The 14647-nt window shown below is 69.3% G+C and carries 17 protein-coding genes and 2 pseudogenes; 9 read left to right on the forward strand and 10 right to left on the reverse strand.

Features of this window, described 5'->3' with window-relative positions; all coding sequences use genetic code 11:
- Nucleotides 1–7: 7 nt before the first annotated feature.
- Nucleotides 8–685 carry a response regulator transcription factor gene (locus tag ACFV2X_RS10700; protein WP_385614064.1) on the reverse strand — a complete coding sequence of 226 codons (678 nt, stop codon included), beginning with the start codon at nucleotides 683–685 and terminating at the stop codon, nucleotides 8–10.
- Nucleotides 686–830: 145 nt separating this feature from the next.
- Between ACFV2X_RS10700 and ACFV2X_RS10705 the strand changes: the two genes are divergently transcribed.
- Nucleotides 831–1325 carry a hypothetical protein gene (locus ACFV2X_RS10705; RefSeq protein ID WP_385614067.1) on the forward strand — a complete coding sequence of 165 codons (495 nt, stop codon included), beginning with the start codon at nucleotides 831–833 and terminating at the stop codon, nucleotides 1323–1325.
- Nucleotides 1326–1438: 113 nt separating this feature from the next.
- Nucleotides 1439–2224 carry a sulfite exporter TauE/SafE family protein gene (locus tag ACFV2X_RS10710; protein ID WP_385614070.1) on the forward strand — a complete coding sequence of 262 codons (786 nt, stop codon included), beginning with the start codon at nucleotides 1439–1441 and terminating at the stop codon, nucleotides 2222–2224.
- A 22-nt stretch (nucleotides 2225–2246) separates the two neighbouring features.
- Here ACFV2X_RS10710 and chvE read toward each other — a convergent pair whose 3' ends face one another.
- From chvE to ACFV2X_RS10725, 3 genes and pseudogenes are all read right to left on the reverse strand, one after another.
- Nucleotides 2247–3449, reverse strand: coding sequence for a multiple monosaccharide ABC transporter substrate-binding protein (chvE, locus tag ACFV2X_RS10715; protein WP_385614567.1), 1203 nt, complete (start codon nucleotides 3447–3449; stop codon nucleotides 2247–2249).
- Between the two features lie 36 nt (nucleotides 3450–3485).
- Nucleotides 3486–4283 (reverse strand): annotated as a pseudogene (locus ACFV2X_RS10720) (serine/threonine-protein kinase); the annotation flags it as partial.
- A gap of 120 nt (nucleotides 4284–4403) precedes the next feature.
- The gene (locus tag ACFV2X_RS10725) at nucleotides 4404–4829 is read right to left on the reverse strand and encodes an iron chaperone (RefSeq protein WP_385614072.1); all 426 of its coding nucleotides are present in this window, start codon (nucleotides 4827–4829) and stop codon (nucleotides 4404–4406) included.
- 190 nt (nucleotides 4830–5019) lie between these two features.
- On the opposite strand from ACFV2X_RS10725, the pseudogene ACFV2X_RS10730 reads away from it, so the two are divergent.
- The 4 genes and pseudogenes from ACFV2X_RS10730 to ACFV2X_RS10745 all read left to right on the forward strand — a co-directional run.
- Nucleotides 5020–5190, forward strand: a pseudogene (locus ACFV2X_RS10730) (PhzF family phenazine biosynthesis isomerase); the annotation flags it as partial.
- 151 nt (nucleotides 5191–5341) lie between these two features.
- Nucleotides 5342–5770 carry a PhzF family phenazine biosynthesis protein gene (locus ACFV2X_RS10735; RefSeq protein ID WP_385614074.1) on the forward strand — a complete coding sequence of 143 codons (429 nt, stop codon included), beginning with the start codon at nucleotides 5342–5344 and terminating at the stop codon, nucleotides 5768–5770.
- A gap of 67 nt (nucleotides 5771–5837) precedes the next feature.
- Nucleotides 5838–6374, forward strand: coding sequence for an SRPBCC family protein (locus tag ACFV2X_RS10740; RefSeq protein ID WP_385614077.1), 537 nt, complete (start codon nucleotides 5838–5840; stop codon nucleotides 6372–6374).
- Between the two features lie 189 nt (nucleotides 6375–6563).
- Nucleotides 6564–7160: an HD domain-containing protein gene (locus ACFV2X_RS10745; protein WP_385614079.1), complete on the forward strand. Its 597-nt coding sequence runs from the start codon at nucleotides 6564–6566 to the stop codon at nucleotides 7158–7160.
- Nucleotides 7161–7207: 47 nt separating this feature from the next.
- Here the strand turns inward: ACFV2X_RS10745 and ACFV2X_RS10750 are convergent, their stop codons facing one another.
- The 3 genes from ACFV2X_RS10750 to ACFV2X_RS10760 all read right to left on the reverse strand — a co-directional run bounded on the left by ACFV2X_RS10750 (nucleotide 7208) and on the right by ACFV2X_RS10760 (nucleotide 9421).
- Nucleotides 7208–7987, reverse strand: a complete 780-nt coding sequence (locus ACFV2X_RS10750) for a GNAT family N-acetyltransferase (protein ID WP_385614082.1) — start codon at nucleotides 7985–7987, stop codon at nucleotides 7208–7210.
- Nucleotides 7988–8323: 336 nt separating this feature from the next.
- Nucleotides 8324–8512, reverse strand: a complete 189-nt coding sequence (locus ACFV2X_RS10755; RefSeq protein ID WP_385614084.1) for a DUF397 domain-containing protein — start codon at nucleotides 8510–8512, stop codon at nucleotides 8324–8326.
- Nucleotides 8513–8515: 3 nt separating this feature from the next.
- The gene (locus ACFV2X_RS10760; RefSeq protein ID WP_385614086.1) at nucleotides 8516–9421 is read right to left on the reverse strand and encodes a helix-turn-helix domain-containing protein; all 906 of its coding nucleotides are present in this window, start codon (nucleotides 9419–9421) and stop codon (nucleotides 8516–8518) included.
- 289 nt (nucleotides 9422–9710) lie between these two features.
- Between ACFV2X_RS10760 and ACFV2X_RS10765 the strand changes: the two genes are divergently transcribed.
- Nucleotides 9711–10070, forward strand: a complete 360-nt coding sequence (locus tag ACFV2X_RS10765; RefSeq protein ID WP_385614088.1) for an ATP-binding protein — start codon at nucleotides 9711–9713, stop codon at nucleotides 10068–10070.
- On the opposite strand, the gene ACFV2X_RS10770 is transcribed toward ACFV2X_RS10765, so the two are convergent.
- Nucleotides 10053–10313, reverse strand: coding sequence for a hypothetical protein (locus tag ACFV2X_RS10770; protein WP_385614091.1), 261 nt, complete (start codon nucleotides 10311–10313; stop codon nucleotides 10053–10055). The two genes, ACFV2X_RS10765 and ACFV2X_RS10770, sit on opposite strands and share 18 nt — an antisense overlap.
- 300 nt (nucleotides 10314–10613) lie before the next feature.
- Between ACFV2X_RS10770 and ACFV2X_RS10775 the strand changes: the two genes are divergently transcribed.
- A complete protein-coding gene (locus ACFV2X_RS10775; RefSeq protein ID WP_385614093.1) occupies nucleotides 10614–11291 on the forward strand; it encodes a TIGR04222 domain-containing membrane protein in 678 nt (225 codons plus the stop codon).
- Nucleotides 11292–11334: 43 nt separating this feature from the next.
- Here the strand turns inward: ACFV2X_RS10775 and ACFV2X_RS10780 are convergent, their stop codons facing one another.
- Nucleotides 11335–12480, reverse strand: a complete 1146-nt coding sequence (locus ACFV2X_RS10780; RefSeq protein ID WP_385614096.1) for an epoxide hydrolase family protein — start codon at nucleotides 12478–12480, stop codon at nucleotides 11335–11337.
- A gap of 60 nt (nucleotides 12481–12540) precedes the next feature.
- Nucleotides 12541–13992: an MFS transporter gene (locus ACFV2X_RS10785; RefSeq protein WP_385614098.1), complete on the reverse strand. Its 1452-nt coding sequence runs from the start codon at nucleotides 13990–13992 to the stop codon at nucleotides 12541–12543.
- 148 nt (nucleotides 13993–14140) lie between these two features.
- Between ACFV2X_RS10785 and ACFV2X_RS10790 the strand changes: the two genes are divergently transcribed.
- Nucleotides 14141–14608: a MarR family winged helix-turn-helix transcriptional regulator gene (locus ACFV2X_RS10790; protein ID WP_385614100.1), complete on the forward strand. Its 468-nt coding sequence runs from the start codon at nucleotides 14141–14143 to the stop codon at nucleotides 14606–14608.
- Nucleotides 14609–14647: the final 39 nt, after the last annotated feature.

Genomic DNA, 14647 nt, shown 5'->3' on the forward strand with positions numbered 1-14647 from the left:
GGCGCGGTCACCCCCCGTCGCGGGCCAGCAGATATCCCGCGCCTCGTATCGTGCGGATCGCCTGCTTGCCGTACGGCACGTCGATCTTCCGGCGCAGGGTTCTGATGTAGACCTCGACGAGATTGGCCCCGCCCTCGTAGGCCGTGTCCCACACCGTGTGCACGATCTCGGTCTTGGAGACCACCTGTCCGGCGCGGCGGGCCAGGCACTCCAGTACGGCGAACTCCTTGGCCGTCAGCGTGACGCTGTCCTTCCCCCGGCTGCAGGCCAGGGCCGCGGGCTCCAGCCGCAGATCGCCCAGTTCGAGCACTTCGGGCCGGTCCAGGCTGCCGCGCCGCACCAGGGCCCGCACCCGCGCGATCAGCACGACGTAGGAGAAAGGCTTGGTCAGGTAGTCGTCCGCGCCGACGTCGAGTCCGTCGGCCTCGTCGTACTCGCCGTCCTTGGCGGTCAGCATCAGGATCGGCGTCCAGACGCCGGCCTCCCGCAGCCGGGAGCAGACCTGATAGCCGGACAGCGCGGGCAGCATCACATCCAGCACGATCGCCGCGTACTCGGTGGACTGGGCCAGCGCCAGGCCGCTGCGCCCGTCACCGGCCGTCTCGACGGTGAAACCCTCCTGCTCCAGACCTTCCTTGAGGAGTTCGCGAAGCCGGGCGTCGTCTTCCACCACGAGAATGCGCACGGGAGCAGCATGGCACGCACAAGCTGAGTCCCCGCTGAAGGGCCTTCAGCGAGGACTCAGCGTCGGTACGCCACGGTGGACGCACCGACGGACCGGGAGTCCGCCGGGTTCATATCCCCTGCGTTACCTGCGTAAGGAGACACTTGTGACTCGCTTCAGCTCCATCGCCACCAAGCGCCGAGGCGCCATGCTCGCCGCGGCGGTCGGCGTCCTGACGCTGGGGGCCACGGCCTCCGCCTCGGCCGCCGGCCCGTCGCACACCGGCTCGGTGGGGGGTGCCGACGTGGTGCTGGCCAAGGCGTCCAAGCACTGCGCGATCACGGAGGGCGAGGCTGTCCCGGCCGCCGAGGCCGCCAAGATCGAGAAGGGCGCCCGGGACGCCCGCGTCATCACCAGGGCGACCAAGGGCCTCAAGGTCGTCGAGGCCGGCAGGACTGCCAAGGCAGCCAAGGCCATCAAGCTTCCCAAGGCCATCAAGATCGTCAAGAACGGTGACGGGATCGAGCTGTCCGTGGTGAAGGGGATCCCCGGCAGGCCGAGCCACACCTCGGAGTGCCCCGTTCCGACCTTGCCGAGCAAGCCGAGCAAGCCGAGCAAGCCGAGCAAGCCGACCTTGCCGAGCAAGCCGAAGACGAAGTAGCGCGCGCCGCGGGCCCTACGAGGGACCGCCGGATCGCCGGCCGGCCTGGGGGGCGGCCGGCGGTCCCGGGGCTGGGTCCGTCCGGGTTTCCGGGCGGCTCTAGGCTCCTGACCATGCCTGACATACCGCTGGTGACGTTGCTCCTGCTCTGCCTGGCCGCGGCCGGCGCCGGCTGGATCGACGCCGTAGTAGGAGGCGGGGGCCTCCTGCTGCTGCCGGCCATGCTGGTCGGCCTGCCGCACTACCAGCCCACCTACATCCTCGGCACCAACAAGGCGATCGCCATCGTCGGCACGACCGGTGCCGCCATCACGTACACCCGCAGCACCCCGCTTGACATACGGCTCGCCACGCGCATCGGCGCCGCCGCCGTCGTCGGCTCCCTCACGGGCGCCTTCCTCGCCTCCGGCATCAACAGCGCCGTGCTGCGTCCGCTGATCATGGTGGTCCTGCTGGCCGTCCTCGCGTTCGTCCTGCTCCGCCCGGCCTTCGGCACCGCCCCGGCACCCGCGGAGCCCCTGACCAGGCAGCGGATCCTGGCCGCGATCCTCGCCATCGGCCTCGGCATCGGCTTCTACGACGGCCTCATCGGCCCGGGCACCGGCACTTTCCTCGTCATTGCCCTGGTTGCGGCCCTTCATATGAACCTGGTCACAGCCTCCGCCACGGCCAAGGTCGTCAACGTCTGCACCAACTTCGGCGCGCTGGTCACCTTCGCCATCCAGGGCACGGTCCTGTGGCGCATGGCGGCGCTGCTCGCGCTCTTCAACCTGGGCGGCGGGATGCTGGGCGCGCGGATGGCGCTCAAGCGGGGGAGCGGGTTCGTACGGGGGGTGTTGGTGGTCGTCGTGGTCTCGCTGGTCTGCAAGCTGGCGTACGACCAGTGGCTGGCGGGGTGAAGGCAGCCGGTGCGCGAGGGGCCTACTGTTCCAGCTCGGCCGCGGTGTAGTAGCCCTCGTTCACCAGAATCCGGGTGTTGGACTTGTCGATGTTCACCGGCTGGAGCAGATAGGACGGGACGACTTTCTTGTGGTTGTCATACGTCTTGGTGTCGTTGACCTTCGGCTTGCTACCCGCCAGCAGGGCGTCGCCCATCCGCACGGCGTCCTTGGCGAGCTTGCGGTTGTCCTTGTAGACGGTCTGTGCCTGCTCGCCCCTGATGATCGACTTGACCGAGGTCAGCTCCGCGTCCTGCCCGGTGACGATCGGATACGGCCGGCTCCCGGTGCCGTAGCCGGCGCTCCTGAGCGCTGAGAGGATGCCCATGGAGATGCCGTCGTACGGCGAGAGCACCGCGTCCACCCTGGCCTTGGTGTACGACTCGCTCAGCAGATCGTCCATCCGATCCTGGGCGACAGCGCCGCTCCAGCGCTCGGTGGTGAGCTGGTTGAGGTCGGTCTGGCCGCTGCGGACCACGATCCGGTGCTTGTCGATGTACGGTCTGAGTTCTGCCATCGCGCCGTCGAAGAAGTACTGGGTGTTTGGGTCGCCGGCCGCACCGGCGAACAACTCGACGTTGAACGGGCCCTTCTCCCCCCTGTCGAGCCCCAGCTTGTGGACGATGTAGCCGCCCTGCAGCCGGCCGATCTTGCGGTGGTCGAAGGTGACGCAGTAGTCGACCGCGTCGGTGTTCAACGGCAGCCGGTCGTACGCGATGACCTTGACGCCCGCGTCCTTGGCCCGGTCCAGCACGTTGGTCAGCCCGGAGATGTCGACCGCGCCGACTACCAGGAGCTTGTGCCCCTTGGCGGTCATGTTATCGATCTGCGAAATCTGCTGGTTGGCATCGTCTTCGGCGTACTGCAGGTCGACCTTGTAACCCTTGGCCTCGAACTGCTTCTTCATGATGTCACCGTCGGCTCTCCACCGAGCGGAGCTCTTGGTCGGCAACGCCACACCGATCGTGCCGCCATGGGTACTACCGCCCACCTTCTTGTCGGCGGTCTTGCCATCGGAATCCCCGAACGGCCACTTCAGTACCAGGCCGGTCACGACGCAAGCCAGAACCAGGGCGCCCGCGGCGACGAGCGCCCCTGTCCTGCGCCGGGGGCGTGAAGTGGCAGCGCTGGAGCGCGAGGTGACGGTGACCGTCTCGGGCACGCGGCGAGCGGTCTGCGTGGTCATGGCCGCTGTTGGTGAACGGAGCGAGGTCAGGGCCGCCGCTACGGTCGGGCGCCGGGCCGGGTCCTTGTCCAACAGCCCCGTGATAAGCGGTGCCAGCCGTCCGGCCCGCCGGGGCGGTGGTGCCTGGTCGAACAGGACGGCCGTCAGCGATCCGGTGGGGGTGTCGCGGCGGAACGGCGAGACCCCCTCAACGGCCTGGTACAGCGTCACCCCGAGGGAGAACAGGTCGCTGGCGGCCAGTCCGTCGGTGCCACGCACCCGTTCGGGGGCCATGTACTCCACCGAGCCGATGATCGCCCCGGTGGCGGTCAGGGCGGTGTCGGAGTGGTGTACCGCGATCCCGAAATCGGTGAGCAGGACATCGCTATTCGAGGCGATCATGACGTTGGCCGGTTTGATGTCGCGATGCACGATCCCCGCGTCGTGTGCCGCGCCGAGCGCGTGCAACAGCCGCTCGGCGACGTTCGCCGCCTCCTCCGCCGACAGCGGTCCGTGCTCGGCGAGACGCTTCTCCAGCGAACAGCCGTCGACCAGTCGCATCACGATCCAGGGGCGGTCGTCCTCGATGACGACGTCGTGTACCGCGACGATGTTCGGGTGGTCCCGCAGCCGTGCGGCGTTGCGGGCCTCACGCTCGGCGCGCGCCAGCCGTTCGTCCTGCTCGGTCTCCGACACCGACGTGGGCAGCCACAGCTCCTTGACCGCCACGTCGATGCGCAGGGTCTCGTCGTGAGCCTTCCAGACCCGCCCGAATCCCCCTGAGCCAAGGTCGGAGACCAGCCGGTAGCGGCCTCCGATCAGCTCGCCCGGCTGCGCGTTCCGTGCCACGGCCACCCCCGTTTGGTCCCAACCACGGTCCAGGGCGAGCCGACCGCCGGTCGCTTGTCAAGACGCCCCAGGTGCAAGCACTTTACTCGCCGCCGGTGTCGGCCTCGGGGACTGGGCGATCTTGTGTCAGCTCACCGCCCGCCTCACCAGCTCGGAGATCCGCGCCTCGTCGCGGGCCGTCAACTCCCCGGTCAGCGCGTACGAGGACGCCCACATCGCGCCCTCGTCCAGGTTCGCCTGGTCGCTGAAGCCGAGGGTGGAGTAGCGGGCCTTGAACTTCGCGGCGCACTGGAAGAAGCAGAGCACCTTGCCGTTCTTCGCGTACGCGGGCATCCCGTACCAGAGCTTGGGCGTGAGCTCCGGCGCCGCCGCCGTGACGACGGCGTGGATCCGCTCGGCCAGGGCGCGGTCGCCCGCCTCCATCTCGGCGATCTTCGCCAGCACCTCGCTCGTGCCGTCCGCCTTGGTGGAGCCTCGGCGAGCCGCCTTCACCTCCCGGCCACGCTCCTTCATCGCGGCGCGCTCCTCGGCCGTGAACTCGGCGTCGCTCATTTCGGTCTCCCTCCGGTCGGTGTCCCCGCTGTTCTGCTGTTTTGCTGTTCTGCGGGGCGATTTCGATCTTAGGGAGCCGCTGACGTGCGTGGCTTCTCCAAAACTGATCGGTCGCAGTCCAATGTGTGAGAGGTCTCTGTCCGGACGCCGGGCCGTCGTGTTCGACGCGGCCGACCTGGACGACCAGGCGATGCAGCGCCTCGCCCGCTGGACGAACCTGTCCGAGACGACGTTCGTACTGCCGCCCTCGACCCCGGACGCGGACTACCGGCTGCGGATCTTCACCCCCGACGGCGAGCTTCCGTTCGCCGGCCATCCCACGCTCGGCTCCGCCCACGCCTGGCTCGAACAGGGCGGGAGCCCCCGCCGAGGCGACCGCATCGTGCAGGAGTGCGCGGCCGGGCTGGTCGAGGTGCGCCGCGGCGAGGGCACCTTGTCCTTCGCCGCCCCGCCGCCCCGCCGCCCCGCCGACCCGGCGCACCGGGGATCTGGAGGAGGAGTATCTGGAGCAGGTGGTCGCGGCGTTCGGCATCGACCGCGACCAGGTGCTCGCCCACCAGTGGGTCGACAACGGCCCCGGCTGGGCGGTCGTCCGGCTCGCCACCGCCGAGGAGGTGCGGGTCCTGGAGCCCGACCTGTCGCGGATCCCGACGGCCATGGTGGGGGCGATCGGCGCGTACCCGCCAGGCTCGGAGCACGCGTTCGAGCTGCGCACCTTCGCTCCCCGCGTCGGGGTGGCCGAAGATCCGGTGTGCGGCAGCATGAACGCTTCGGTCGGCCAGTGGCTCACCAGCACCGGCGTGGCCCCGGCCGGCCACAAGGTCTCCCAGGGCGCGCGGCTCGGCCGGGCCGGAGCCGTCACGGTCACCGCCGACCCCGACGGGACCGTCTGGGTCGGCGGAGCGACGACCACCTGCCTGCGCGGTACGGCCGTCCTGTGACCCCACGCCGCCCTGACCCGGCGCCGGGCCGCGATGAGTTTTCGGCGCCCGGCCGGTCTACCCACACATGGATGAGGACTATGGAGTCACCGGCGCCCACACCGAAGTGGAACTGCTCGTCGACCTGACCGTCGACGAGCTCTGGGCCGCGATCACGGACCTCTCGCGCCTCGGCGAGTGGAGCCCGGAGTGCACCTACGCGGCCTGGCTGGACGGCTGGACCGCACCGGAGGTCGGCGCGCGGTACGAGGCCCGCAATCGGTTCCCGAACGGCTTGGTCACGCACGTGCTGTGCGTGGTCACCGCCGCCGATCCGCCGTACGCGTTCGGCTGGGACGTATACGGCGGCGACCCGGAAATCCACGAACCCTTCGCCACCTGGCGCTACAACCTGCGCCCCGCCGTGCGGCCCGACCAGACGGTGGTCCGCCAGTCGTTCACACACGGCCCGGGCGACAGCGGAGCCCGGGCGGCCGTACGCGCCGACCCCGCCAACGCCACGGCGATCCTTCAGGGTCGGCTGGACCAGCTGCGCCGCAATATGAAGACGACGATCGGGGCGATGGTCTGCGACATCGGCCGGGTACGGACCGTGCCGGAATAGCTCGCGGGCTCTCGGGCGCCACGGGCCGCCCAGGACCCGTCCGGTGGGACATTCCGCAACCCCTCCCCTTCGCCGCTGTATCGGTACGCGGCTCCGCCCCTGGGGTCCGCGGCGAAGCCGCGTATCGGGTGCAGTGGACAAAGGTGGATAGGTCGGGAGTTTACGAGCCGAGGTTGCTAAGCTCGCGCCGTGATTCTGCCGACGGTCGACGACATACGGGCGCTGCACGAGAAGTACGCACCGACGCGGGAAGCGTTCCACCTCGTGTACGCGCACTGCGAGATCGTCTGGAAAGTCGCCGAGCAACTGCTGGCCGCCGACGGCCACCGGCTCGACTCCGACCTCGTCCGCGCGGGTGCCCTTCTCCACGACATCGGCGTCTACCGGCTCTACGACAACGGGGGCCGACTCCGGGCCGGCGACTACATCCGCCACGGGGTGCTCGGGCACACGATCCTCCGCCAGGAGGGCTTCCCCGAGCGGCTGTGTCGCTTCTGTTCCTGCCACACGGGTGTCGGGCTCACACGGCACGATATCGAGCGGCAGGAGTTGCCTCTGCCGGTGGCCGACTACGTGGCGGAGACCGTAGAGGAGCAGCTGGTGATGTACGCGGACAAGTTCCACACGAAGGCGACTCCTCCGGCGTTCGTCTCCTTCGACGCGTATGCCGCGCATGTGGTCCGGTTCGGCACGGAGAAGGTCGACGCATTCCACGCCCTGCGCGCCGAGTTCGGCGAGCCGGACCTCGCCTCGCTCAGCGCCCACTACGGACACGCCCTGTCCTGACGCTCACCGGATCCCGCCGCCTGGAATGACGCCTGTCCTCAGACGCTCTATGGCCGGTACACGTGTGGCGTGGTGGTGCTCAGAACGGCGAACCCGAGGCGTTGCAGGATAGGGCGGCTCTGGCTGGAGGCATCGACCTGCAGATAGCGATAGCCGAGTTCGGCGGCGATATGGGCCCGGTGGGCGACCAATGCCCGGTAGATGCCCAGACCTCGCCATGCGGGGACGGTGCCCCCGCCCCAAAGGCTGGCGAAGGCGGTGCCCGGGTGGAGTTCCATCCGGGCGGCGCACAGCGGCAGGTCGCCGGCCATCGCAACGACCATGCTCAAGGTTTCCGGCCTCCCGGCCAGCTGGGAGAGCATGCGGTGGCGAAGCCGGACGCCACTCGTACCGAACGCCTGCTCGTGGACGTCGACCGCGAGATCCACACCGGATGGGCCGGTGACCGACTGCACATGGACGCCCTCAGGTAGTTCGACGCCGATGGACAGGTCGTCGATCTCGGCGACCATCAAGGTCTCCTCAGGCTCGGGGGAGAACCCCGCAGCCCGCAGCCGCCCGGCAAGACTCCCAGGCTGGTCGTGACCATACAGCTTCCATTCGAACTCGCGCCCCAGCGAGGCGAAGTACTGGACCTGTGCCGTGATCGCCGCGTCCGCCGTGACCTCATCCAGATCGGACCAGACGACCCCGTTCCAGTCGTCGTTGCCGGCGCCGATCTGCCGCACCACGTCGCCGATCTGCTCGACCCTCCCCTCAGGATCGCCGGCTCGCGCGTCCTGTCGCATCTGCCGGTCGAACAGGGAAAGTACCGCTTCATGGTCCATCCGCCCACTCGATCACCGAACGAACAATGGCGGCAACTGGAATTCTCGGCCCTCCGGTCCCTCATGCAGCGGTCGTTCGTACGGTGCACGAGCGAGATCGTCGGGTTCTGCCTCTACTCCGCCGCCGCGTTCGTCACGGTGCGTTGCCTGATCCGGCGGACCGGACCAATCTGTCGGGCCGCTCCCGGGGGCTACTGCTCACCGGGACACGGTTTCCGTCCTTGGCCGTGATGTCCTGCCCGAACCGGGGTCACCCGGCGACGAGTTGTCCGCGTCCCCTAGGGCCGGACAACGAGAGCTCTCGTCAGTGCGGTGCGGCCCTCCGTTGCTCGTGTGCTACGCGAGCCGCCCGTCGGCGATGGCGGCTCGGAAGGCCGCCCAGGCGGCGGGCGGCACGCGGAGCATCGGACCTTCCGGGTGCTTGGAGTCTCGTATCGCGACGGCGTCCGGCGCGTTGGTGGCTACCTCGACGCACTCACCTCCGCCGCTGCTGTAGCTCGACTTCACGAACTCAAGGGCAGCCACGTACTACATCTCCTCGCAGACGCGCCGGATCAGGGCAAGTGAGTCGTGCTGTGCCAGCGAGAGGCGTGCGATGCGGTCGAAGAGCACCCCATGGTGGGCCGCGTCCGTCTCGCTCTCAAGCCACAGAGTAGTTGATGTGGTGTCCATGAAGACAACGTCCATCGCGCCGGGTTCGGAGAAGGAGACGATGTTGAACGCGCTGGTCATACCTGGGTGAGCGCCTGCGAGGTAAGGGAGAACCTGAAACTTGACGTTGGGGAGGCGCACCATGCGGATCAGATGTTCCAGCTGAGCGCGCATGACGTCGCGACCGCCGACCAACTGCCTCAGCGACGCCTCGGACACGATCGCCCAGAGATGCAGCGGGGAGTCGCCGTCGAGGCGCGCCTGGCGCGCGATCTTGGCCTCCACGAAGCGCTCGATCTCATCGGGGTCGCCCCAAATGTGGTTACCGACAGCGAGCGCGCGAGCATAGTCGGGAGTCTGGAGGAGACCCGGTACGAAGGCTGACTGCCATGTGTGGACAGTGGTCGCGACGTCTTCGAGGGCAACGTACTCGACCAGGGAGCGAAGTTCTGGGTACTGGTTCCACCAGCCCTTTGCTTTGCGCCGATCGCGGTCGGTCTTCGCCAGCTTGAGCAGCCGGTCCACCACATCAGGGCTCGTCTCGCCGTAGAGCTGGCAGAGTGCCCGTACGTCGGGATCACGCATGGGCACCAAGCCGCGCTCCATTTTCGCGACTTTGGCGATCGACGCGCTGAGGGCTTCTGCTGCCTGCGGTTGCCTGAGCCCCTTCGCCTCGCGTAGACGGAGCAGCTCGCCGCCCAATCTTCGACCAAGGACCGTCGACACCGAAGTACCCCGGCTGGCACGGCTATCTGGCACTGCGTCATCGCCTCCCGTGAACATCGCCTCAGTTTGCAGTCGCTCCTCACCGAGTCACAACCCGAGTTCGAGAAATATTTCTGCACGATGGAGTTGATGCCATGCAAAGTGCTGCGCTACGGTCCGTAATGAACTGCTTGCACAGCGAGGTGGGTTGGCGGATGCACCCCGCCCTGCCTCCGTGTGCCCAGGCCCGTAATCGCCTGCTGGAGGTGTGCGATGGCATTCGCGCCCCAAGACCCCCGGATCCCTGACCCCAACGACCCCGTCGTCCATCACGACCGCGTCGACTACAACCCCGCTCCCCCAAAGCGTGACATTCGCCCGTCGGCACACCGCGAGGCTGGTCGCGCACTGGGGCTACCCCGCCCTCGCGGACGACGCCGCGCTCATCGTCTCCGAGCTGGGCAGCAACGCCGTCCTCCACGGCGGCGTCCCGGGGCGCAACTTCCGCGTCCAGCTCACCCTTACCAAAGGCCGCCTGCGCATCGCCGTCTCCGACGCCAAGGGCGAACGCCTCCCCCGACCGCGCCACCCCACCCCCGACGACAAGTTCGGGCGCGGGCTGCTCATCGTCCGCGCGCTGGCCACCCGCTGGGGCGTACGGGAGCGAACCGTCGGCAAGGAAGTCTGGGTCGAACTCGACCTGGCCACCTCACCCGTCGAACTCTGAAGCTGCCCAGACGGCTTGATCACGCAGGTGCTGTGCGTGGTCAACGCCGCCGATCCGCCTTACGTGTTCGGCTGGGACGTATACAGCGGCGATTTCGCCGCTTGAGGAAAAGTTCGTAGAGGGAGGGGGAATGTATTCGCCGAGCGCGTCCATCGCTTCGACACGCCGCTGGACTGCGTCTTCGTAGGTCTCATTTTCGATCAGGTTGAACTTCGGTTGGTCGTCGCGCATGTCAGGCGTCATGACGCGCCTCCTGAACCGGACGGCAACTCGATCTCCGTGGCGACCTGGGTGCGTACAGGTGTGTTGGATCATGCACACCCGCAGCGTGGAGGCGACTTGGGAGCGCAGTAGCGCCGATAATCGAAGGCAACTCGATCGAGTGATGGACCCTTGCGGTGCGGAAGCGGCCGACGGGTGATGGGGCCGGGTGCGGCCGCCAACCTCAAGTCTTCCTCTGGGATGGCGCCGGCCCGGTTCGCGGGGTATCAGCCTGACAATACTGGCAGTACGGGAATCAGTGGGATGGACGGGGGCATTCCTGTGCGGACGATATTCCGGCGCCGCGACCCGGCGGCGCCGCTGACACTCGACATGTACGACATCGCTTATCTGGCGGGCGGGCCGCGGCGCGTGGCCCGGACTGCCCTTATCCAGTTGCGCGAGCGCGATGCGATCAAGCTCATCAGCACCAGGCTGCGGGCACTCAGGGCCGGGGATCCGGCCGACCACCCGATCGAGCGCGCACTCATCAAGCAGTGCCACCCGGTGGGGAAGAACGCGTACCTCGCGGTCGCGGAGGTCCGGTCCGGCGCCGAGATGAAGAAGATCGGGCGCCGACTCGCCGCGTACGGCCTGCTCAACCGCTCCCGGCAGCGCCTTACGCCCGCGGGGGAGCGGGAGTTGGAGTCGGCCAAGCGGGAGGAGGTGTTTCCGGCGTATGTCTTCGACGGCCTCGCCGCCCTTGAGGACGAGCGCCTGCGCAAGGCCGTCAGGGAGGCGACGCCGTATCAGGACGGGCTCGGCGCCAGCCTGATCCGTATGGGCGAGGCCATTGAGGACAGCGACGAGTATGACCGCGAACTGGACGCCGCCTCCGCCTCGGACTCGGGTTCGGGTTCGGGCTGGGGTTCCGGCTCGGATTCGGGCTCGGACTGGGGGTCCCACTCCGGCGGCGGCCACTTCTCCTGCGGGGGTGGCGGTGGAGGTGGCGGCGACTGACATGGGTCGACGCCTCTCGTGTGCGGTCACCTTCCGGGTTCCGTCACCTCACGGTGCGGAAGAACGCCCGTATGTCACCGATGAGCAGTTCGGGTACCTCAAGGGCCGCGAAATGGCCGCCTCGGTCGAACTCGGTCCAGTGAATGATCGTGTATGCCCGCTCCGCGAAGGCCCGTACGGGAAGCGCCAGATCGTGCGGGAAGACCGCCACGCCCAGCGGCGCGGGGCAGGCGAGGGGGCGGCCGCGGTGGCGTACGGACTCGTAGTGGAGCCGGGCGGACGAGCCCGCGGTGCCGGTGAGCCAGTAGAGCATCACATTGGTCAGCAGACGGTCGGTGTCGATCGGATGCGAAGGGTCGCTCCAGGACGTGAAAATGTCGGCGATCCAGGCTAGTTGGCCGACCGGCGAGTCGGTGAGGGCGTAGGCCGCGGTCTGGGGCCGGGTGGCCTGCATGCGCACCTGGCCGACCGGCTCGGCGCGATAGCGCTCCAGCCTGGCGATGCGCGCCCGGTCCTCCTCCGAGAGGTCGGCGAGCGCGGCCGGTGCCGCGTCGGCCTCGGAAGGCGGGGGCGTCGGGAGGTAGTTGAGGTGGACGCCGACCAAACGGTCGGGGTCCATCGCCGCGAGAAGGCGGGAGATCGCCGAGCCCCAGTCGCCGCCCTGTGCGCCGTACCGGTCGTAGCCGAGGCTGCGCATCAGCACGGCCCAGGCCTGGGCGACCCGGGGTACGTTCCAGCCGGGGGCGCGGGTGGGGCCGGAGAAGCCGAAGCCGGGGATGGACGGGATCACCAGGTGGAACGCGTCGGCCGGGTCGCCGCCGTACCCGCGGGGGTCGGTGAGCGGGCCGATGACGTCGAGGAACTCCACCACCGACCCCGGCCAGCCGTGGGTCAGGATCAGCGGGAGCGCGTCCGGCTCGGGGGAGCGGACGTGCAGAAAGTGCACACGAGCCCCGTCGATGTCCATGGTGAACTGCGGGAACTGGTTGAGGCGCGCTTCCTGTGCGCGCCAGTCGTAGGCGGTGCGCCAGTGCTCGGCCAGCCCCTTGAGGTGGGTGAGCGGCACGCCGTACTCCCAGTCGGCGCCGGGGAGTTCATCCGGCCAGCGGGTGTGGGCGAGTCGCGCGGCGAGGTTGTCGAGTTCTGTCTTGGGGACGTCGATGCGGAAGGGGGTGATCGCCTTGGGCATGGGTTGCTCCTGCGAGGTGCGAGGGTCGGTTCCGTGGGGCGGGGAGTGGGGGCGGCGGGCTTACGGTGTCGGCTTCTTGTGGCCGCTGATCAGGAACACCGCCATCGCCGCCACACAGAGGAACGCGGCACCGGCGAACCCGGCCACGTGGTAGCCGTGGACCGCCGCGCGGTCGGCCAGACCGGCGGCCGGAGCGTGAGAGCCCGCGTAGTCGGTGCTCGCCGTGGTCGCGAGGGTGCCGAGCAGGGCGGTGCCGAGCGATGCGCCGACCTGCTGGGAGGTCATGACGGTCGCCCCGGCCACCCCCGTATCCGGCCCCGCGCCGAGCGTCGCGGTGCTGTTGGCGGGGACCAGCACCCAGCCGACGCCCAGGCCCAGCAGGACGAAGACGGGCATCACGTGGGTGGCGTAGTCACTGTCGGGGCGCAGTAGGCCGAGCAGCGCCAGCCCGGCCGCGGTCGTCAGCAGCCCCGGGCACAACAGCAGCCGCACCGGAGCGCGCATCACGAGCCGGCCGACGACCCGTACGCCGAGCATGATGGCCGCGGTGAAGGGGAGGAAGGCCAGGCCGGCCTCGATCGGCGAGTAGCCGAGCACGTTCTGCAGATAGAAGGTGAGGAAGAAGAACGCGGCGAAGTTGCCCGCCGCGAGGCTCAGCACGGCCAGATACGCCCCGCCCCGCGCCCGGTCGAGCACGATGCGCGGAGGCAGCAGCGCATGGGCGGTACGGCTCTGGGTGCGGGCGAAGAGCGCGAGGAGCGCGCCGCCCGCGGCGAGGGAGCCGAGCGTGAGCCCCCCGGACCAGCCGTCGGTCTGCGCCCGGGTGCAGCCGTGGACGAGGGCGATGAGCCCGGTGGTGGCGAGCGCCGCGCCGCGTACGTCCAGCCGGGCTGCGCCCTGGTCGCGGGGCGTGGGGCGGACCGTACGGGCGATGCCGAGGCCCGCGGCGAGCGCGATGGGCACGCTCAGGAGCAGGCTCCAGCGCCAGTTGAGGTAGTCGGTGAACACGCCGCCGAGTACGACGCCGACGCCCGTGCTGCTGCCCATGATGGTGCCGTAGACGCCGAAGGCTCGGCCGCGTTCGGCGGGGGTGGTGAACGCCGTGCCGAGCAGGGCGAGGGCGGACGGGGTGAACAGTGCGCCGCACACTCCCTGCAGAGCGCGGGCGGTCAGCAGCATGGGCGGGTTCACCGCGAACCCGCCCAGCGCGGAGGCGGCGGCGAAGCCCGTCAGGCCCAGCAGCAGGGCCCGCCGGCGGCCGATGAGGTCCGAGACCCGGCCGCCGAGCAGCAGGAAGCCGCCGTAGCCGAGCGCGAACGCGGTCACGACCCACTGGCTGCCGGTGTCCGACAGGCCCAGCGTCCGCTGGGCGGACGGCAGCGCGATGTTCATGATCGTGCCGTCCGCCGCGATCATGAGCTGGCCGGTGGCGATCGCGATCAGCGCCCACCAGCGGCGGGGGTCGGGGGTGGGGGACACGGGCGCGGCCGTCTTTTGGGCGGATGTGGGCATGGGGCACCTCAATGAAGGGTGGGTGAAGGAAATCGGCGTTTTACGGGCATGGCGGACCGGCCTTAGTGACGTTGGCCTGGCCAACGTTGGTGGTGACAACGATAGCTGCATTCGTGGGTCGCGCCAACAATGTTGTTAGGCTGCCCGCATGAAGACGACGGCCGACGACCCGGCGCCCGACGCCAAGCCCACCCGGCTCCGAGCGCTGCCGAGCTGGCTGATCACCCACATCGCGGTGCCCGCCCACCGGCTGGCCTCCGAGGCCTTCGCCGCCACCGGCGCGGCCCGCTACCACTACGCGCTGCTCGCCGCGCTCGAGGAGTTCGGGCCGTCCAGTCAGGCGGCCTTGGGTCGCCGTTGCAGCATCGACCGCAGCTATGTCGTCGGGGCGGTCAACGAGCTGGTGGAGAAGGGGTACGTGGAGCGCGTCCAGGACGCGGCGGACCGTCGGCGCAACACCGTCACCATCACGGCGGCCGGGGTACGGCAACTGGAGCGGCTGGATTCGGCGCTCGCCACGACGCAGGACGCGCTGCTCGGGCCGCTCTCGCCGGCCGAACGCGAGCAGCTGCGGGGGCTTTTGGAGCGGGTCCTCGACCACCAAGCGGGCCAGTAGAAGTTGGGTGCTGGTGCCGCGGACGCTGAGGGCGCCGGA

It is taken from the genome of Streptomyces sp. NPDC059679, from assembly GCF_042734105.1.
In the GTDB taxonomy this organism is placed as follows: Bacteria; Actinomycetota; Actinomycetes; order Streptomycetales; family Streptomycetaceae; genus Streptomyces.

Excerpts from the sequence above, each read along its gene's own strand:
- ACFV2X_RS10790 (WP_385614100.1), top strand. The coding sequence starts at position 14,141 with ATGAAGACGACGGCCGACGACCCGGCGCCCGACGCCAAGCCCACCCGG.
- chvE (WP_385614567.1), bottom strand. The coding sequence starts at position 3,449 with ATGACCACGCAGACCGCTCGCCGCGTGCCCGAGACGGTCACCGTCACC.
- ACFV2X_RS10710 (WP_385614070.1), top strand. The coding sequence starts at position 1,439 with ATGCCTGACATACCGCTGGTGACGTTGCTCCTGCTCTGCCTGGCCGCG.
- ACFV2X_RS10750 (WP_385614082.1), bottom strand. The coding sequence starts at position 7,987 with ATGGACCATGAAGCGGTACTTTCCCTGTTCGACCGGCAGATGCGACAG.
- ACFV2X_RS10785 (WP_385614098.1), bottom strand. The coding sequence starts at position 13,992 with ATGCCCACATCCGCCCAAAAGACGGCCGCGCCCGTGTCCCCCACCCCC.
- ACFV2X_RS10770 (WP_385614091.1), bottom strand. The coding sequence starts at position 10,313 with ATGACGCCTGACATGCGCGACGACCAACCGAAGTTCAACCTGATCGAA.
- ACFV2X_RS10740 (WP_385614077.1), top strand. The coding sequence starts at position 5,838 with ATGGATGAGGACTATGGAGTCACCGGCGCCCACACCGAAGTGGAACTG.
- ACFV2X_RS10725 (WP_385614072.1), bottom strand. The coding sequence starts at position 4,829 with ATGAGCGACGCCGAGTTCACGGCCGAGGAGCGCGCCGCGATGAAGGAG.
- ACFV2X_RS10780 (WP_385614096.1), bottom strand. The coding sequence starts at position 12,480 with ATGCCCAAGGCGATCACCCCCTTCCGCATCGACGTCCCCAAGACAGAA.
- ACFV2X_RS10760 (WP_385614086.1), bottom strand. The coding sequence starts at position 9,421 with ATGTTCACGGGAGGCGATGACGCAGTGCCAGATAGCCGTGCCAGCCGG.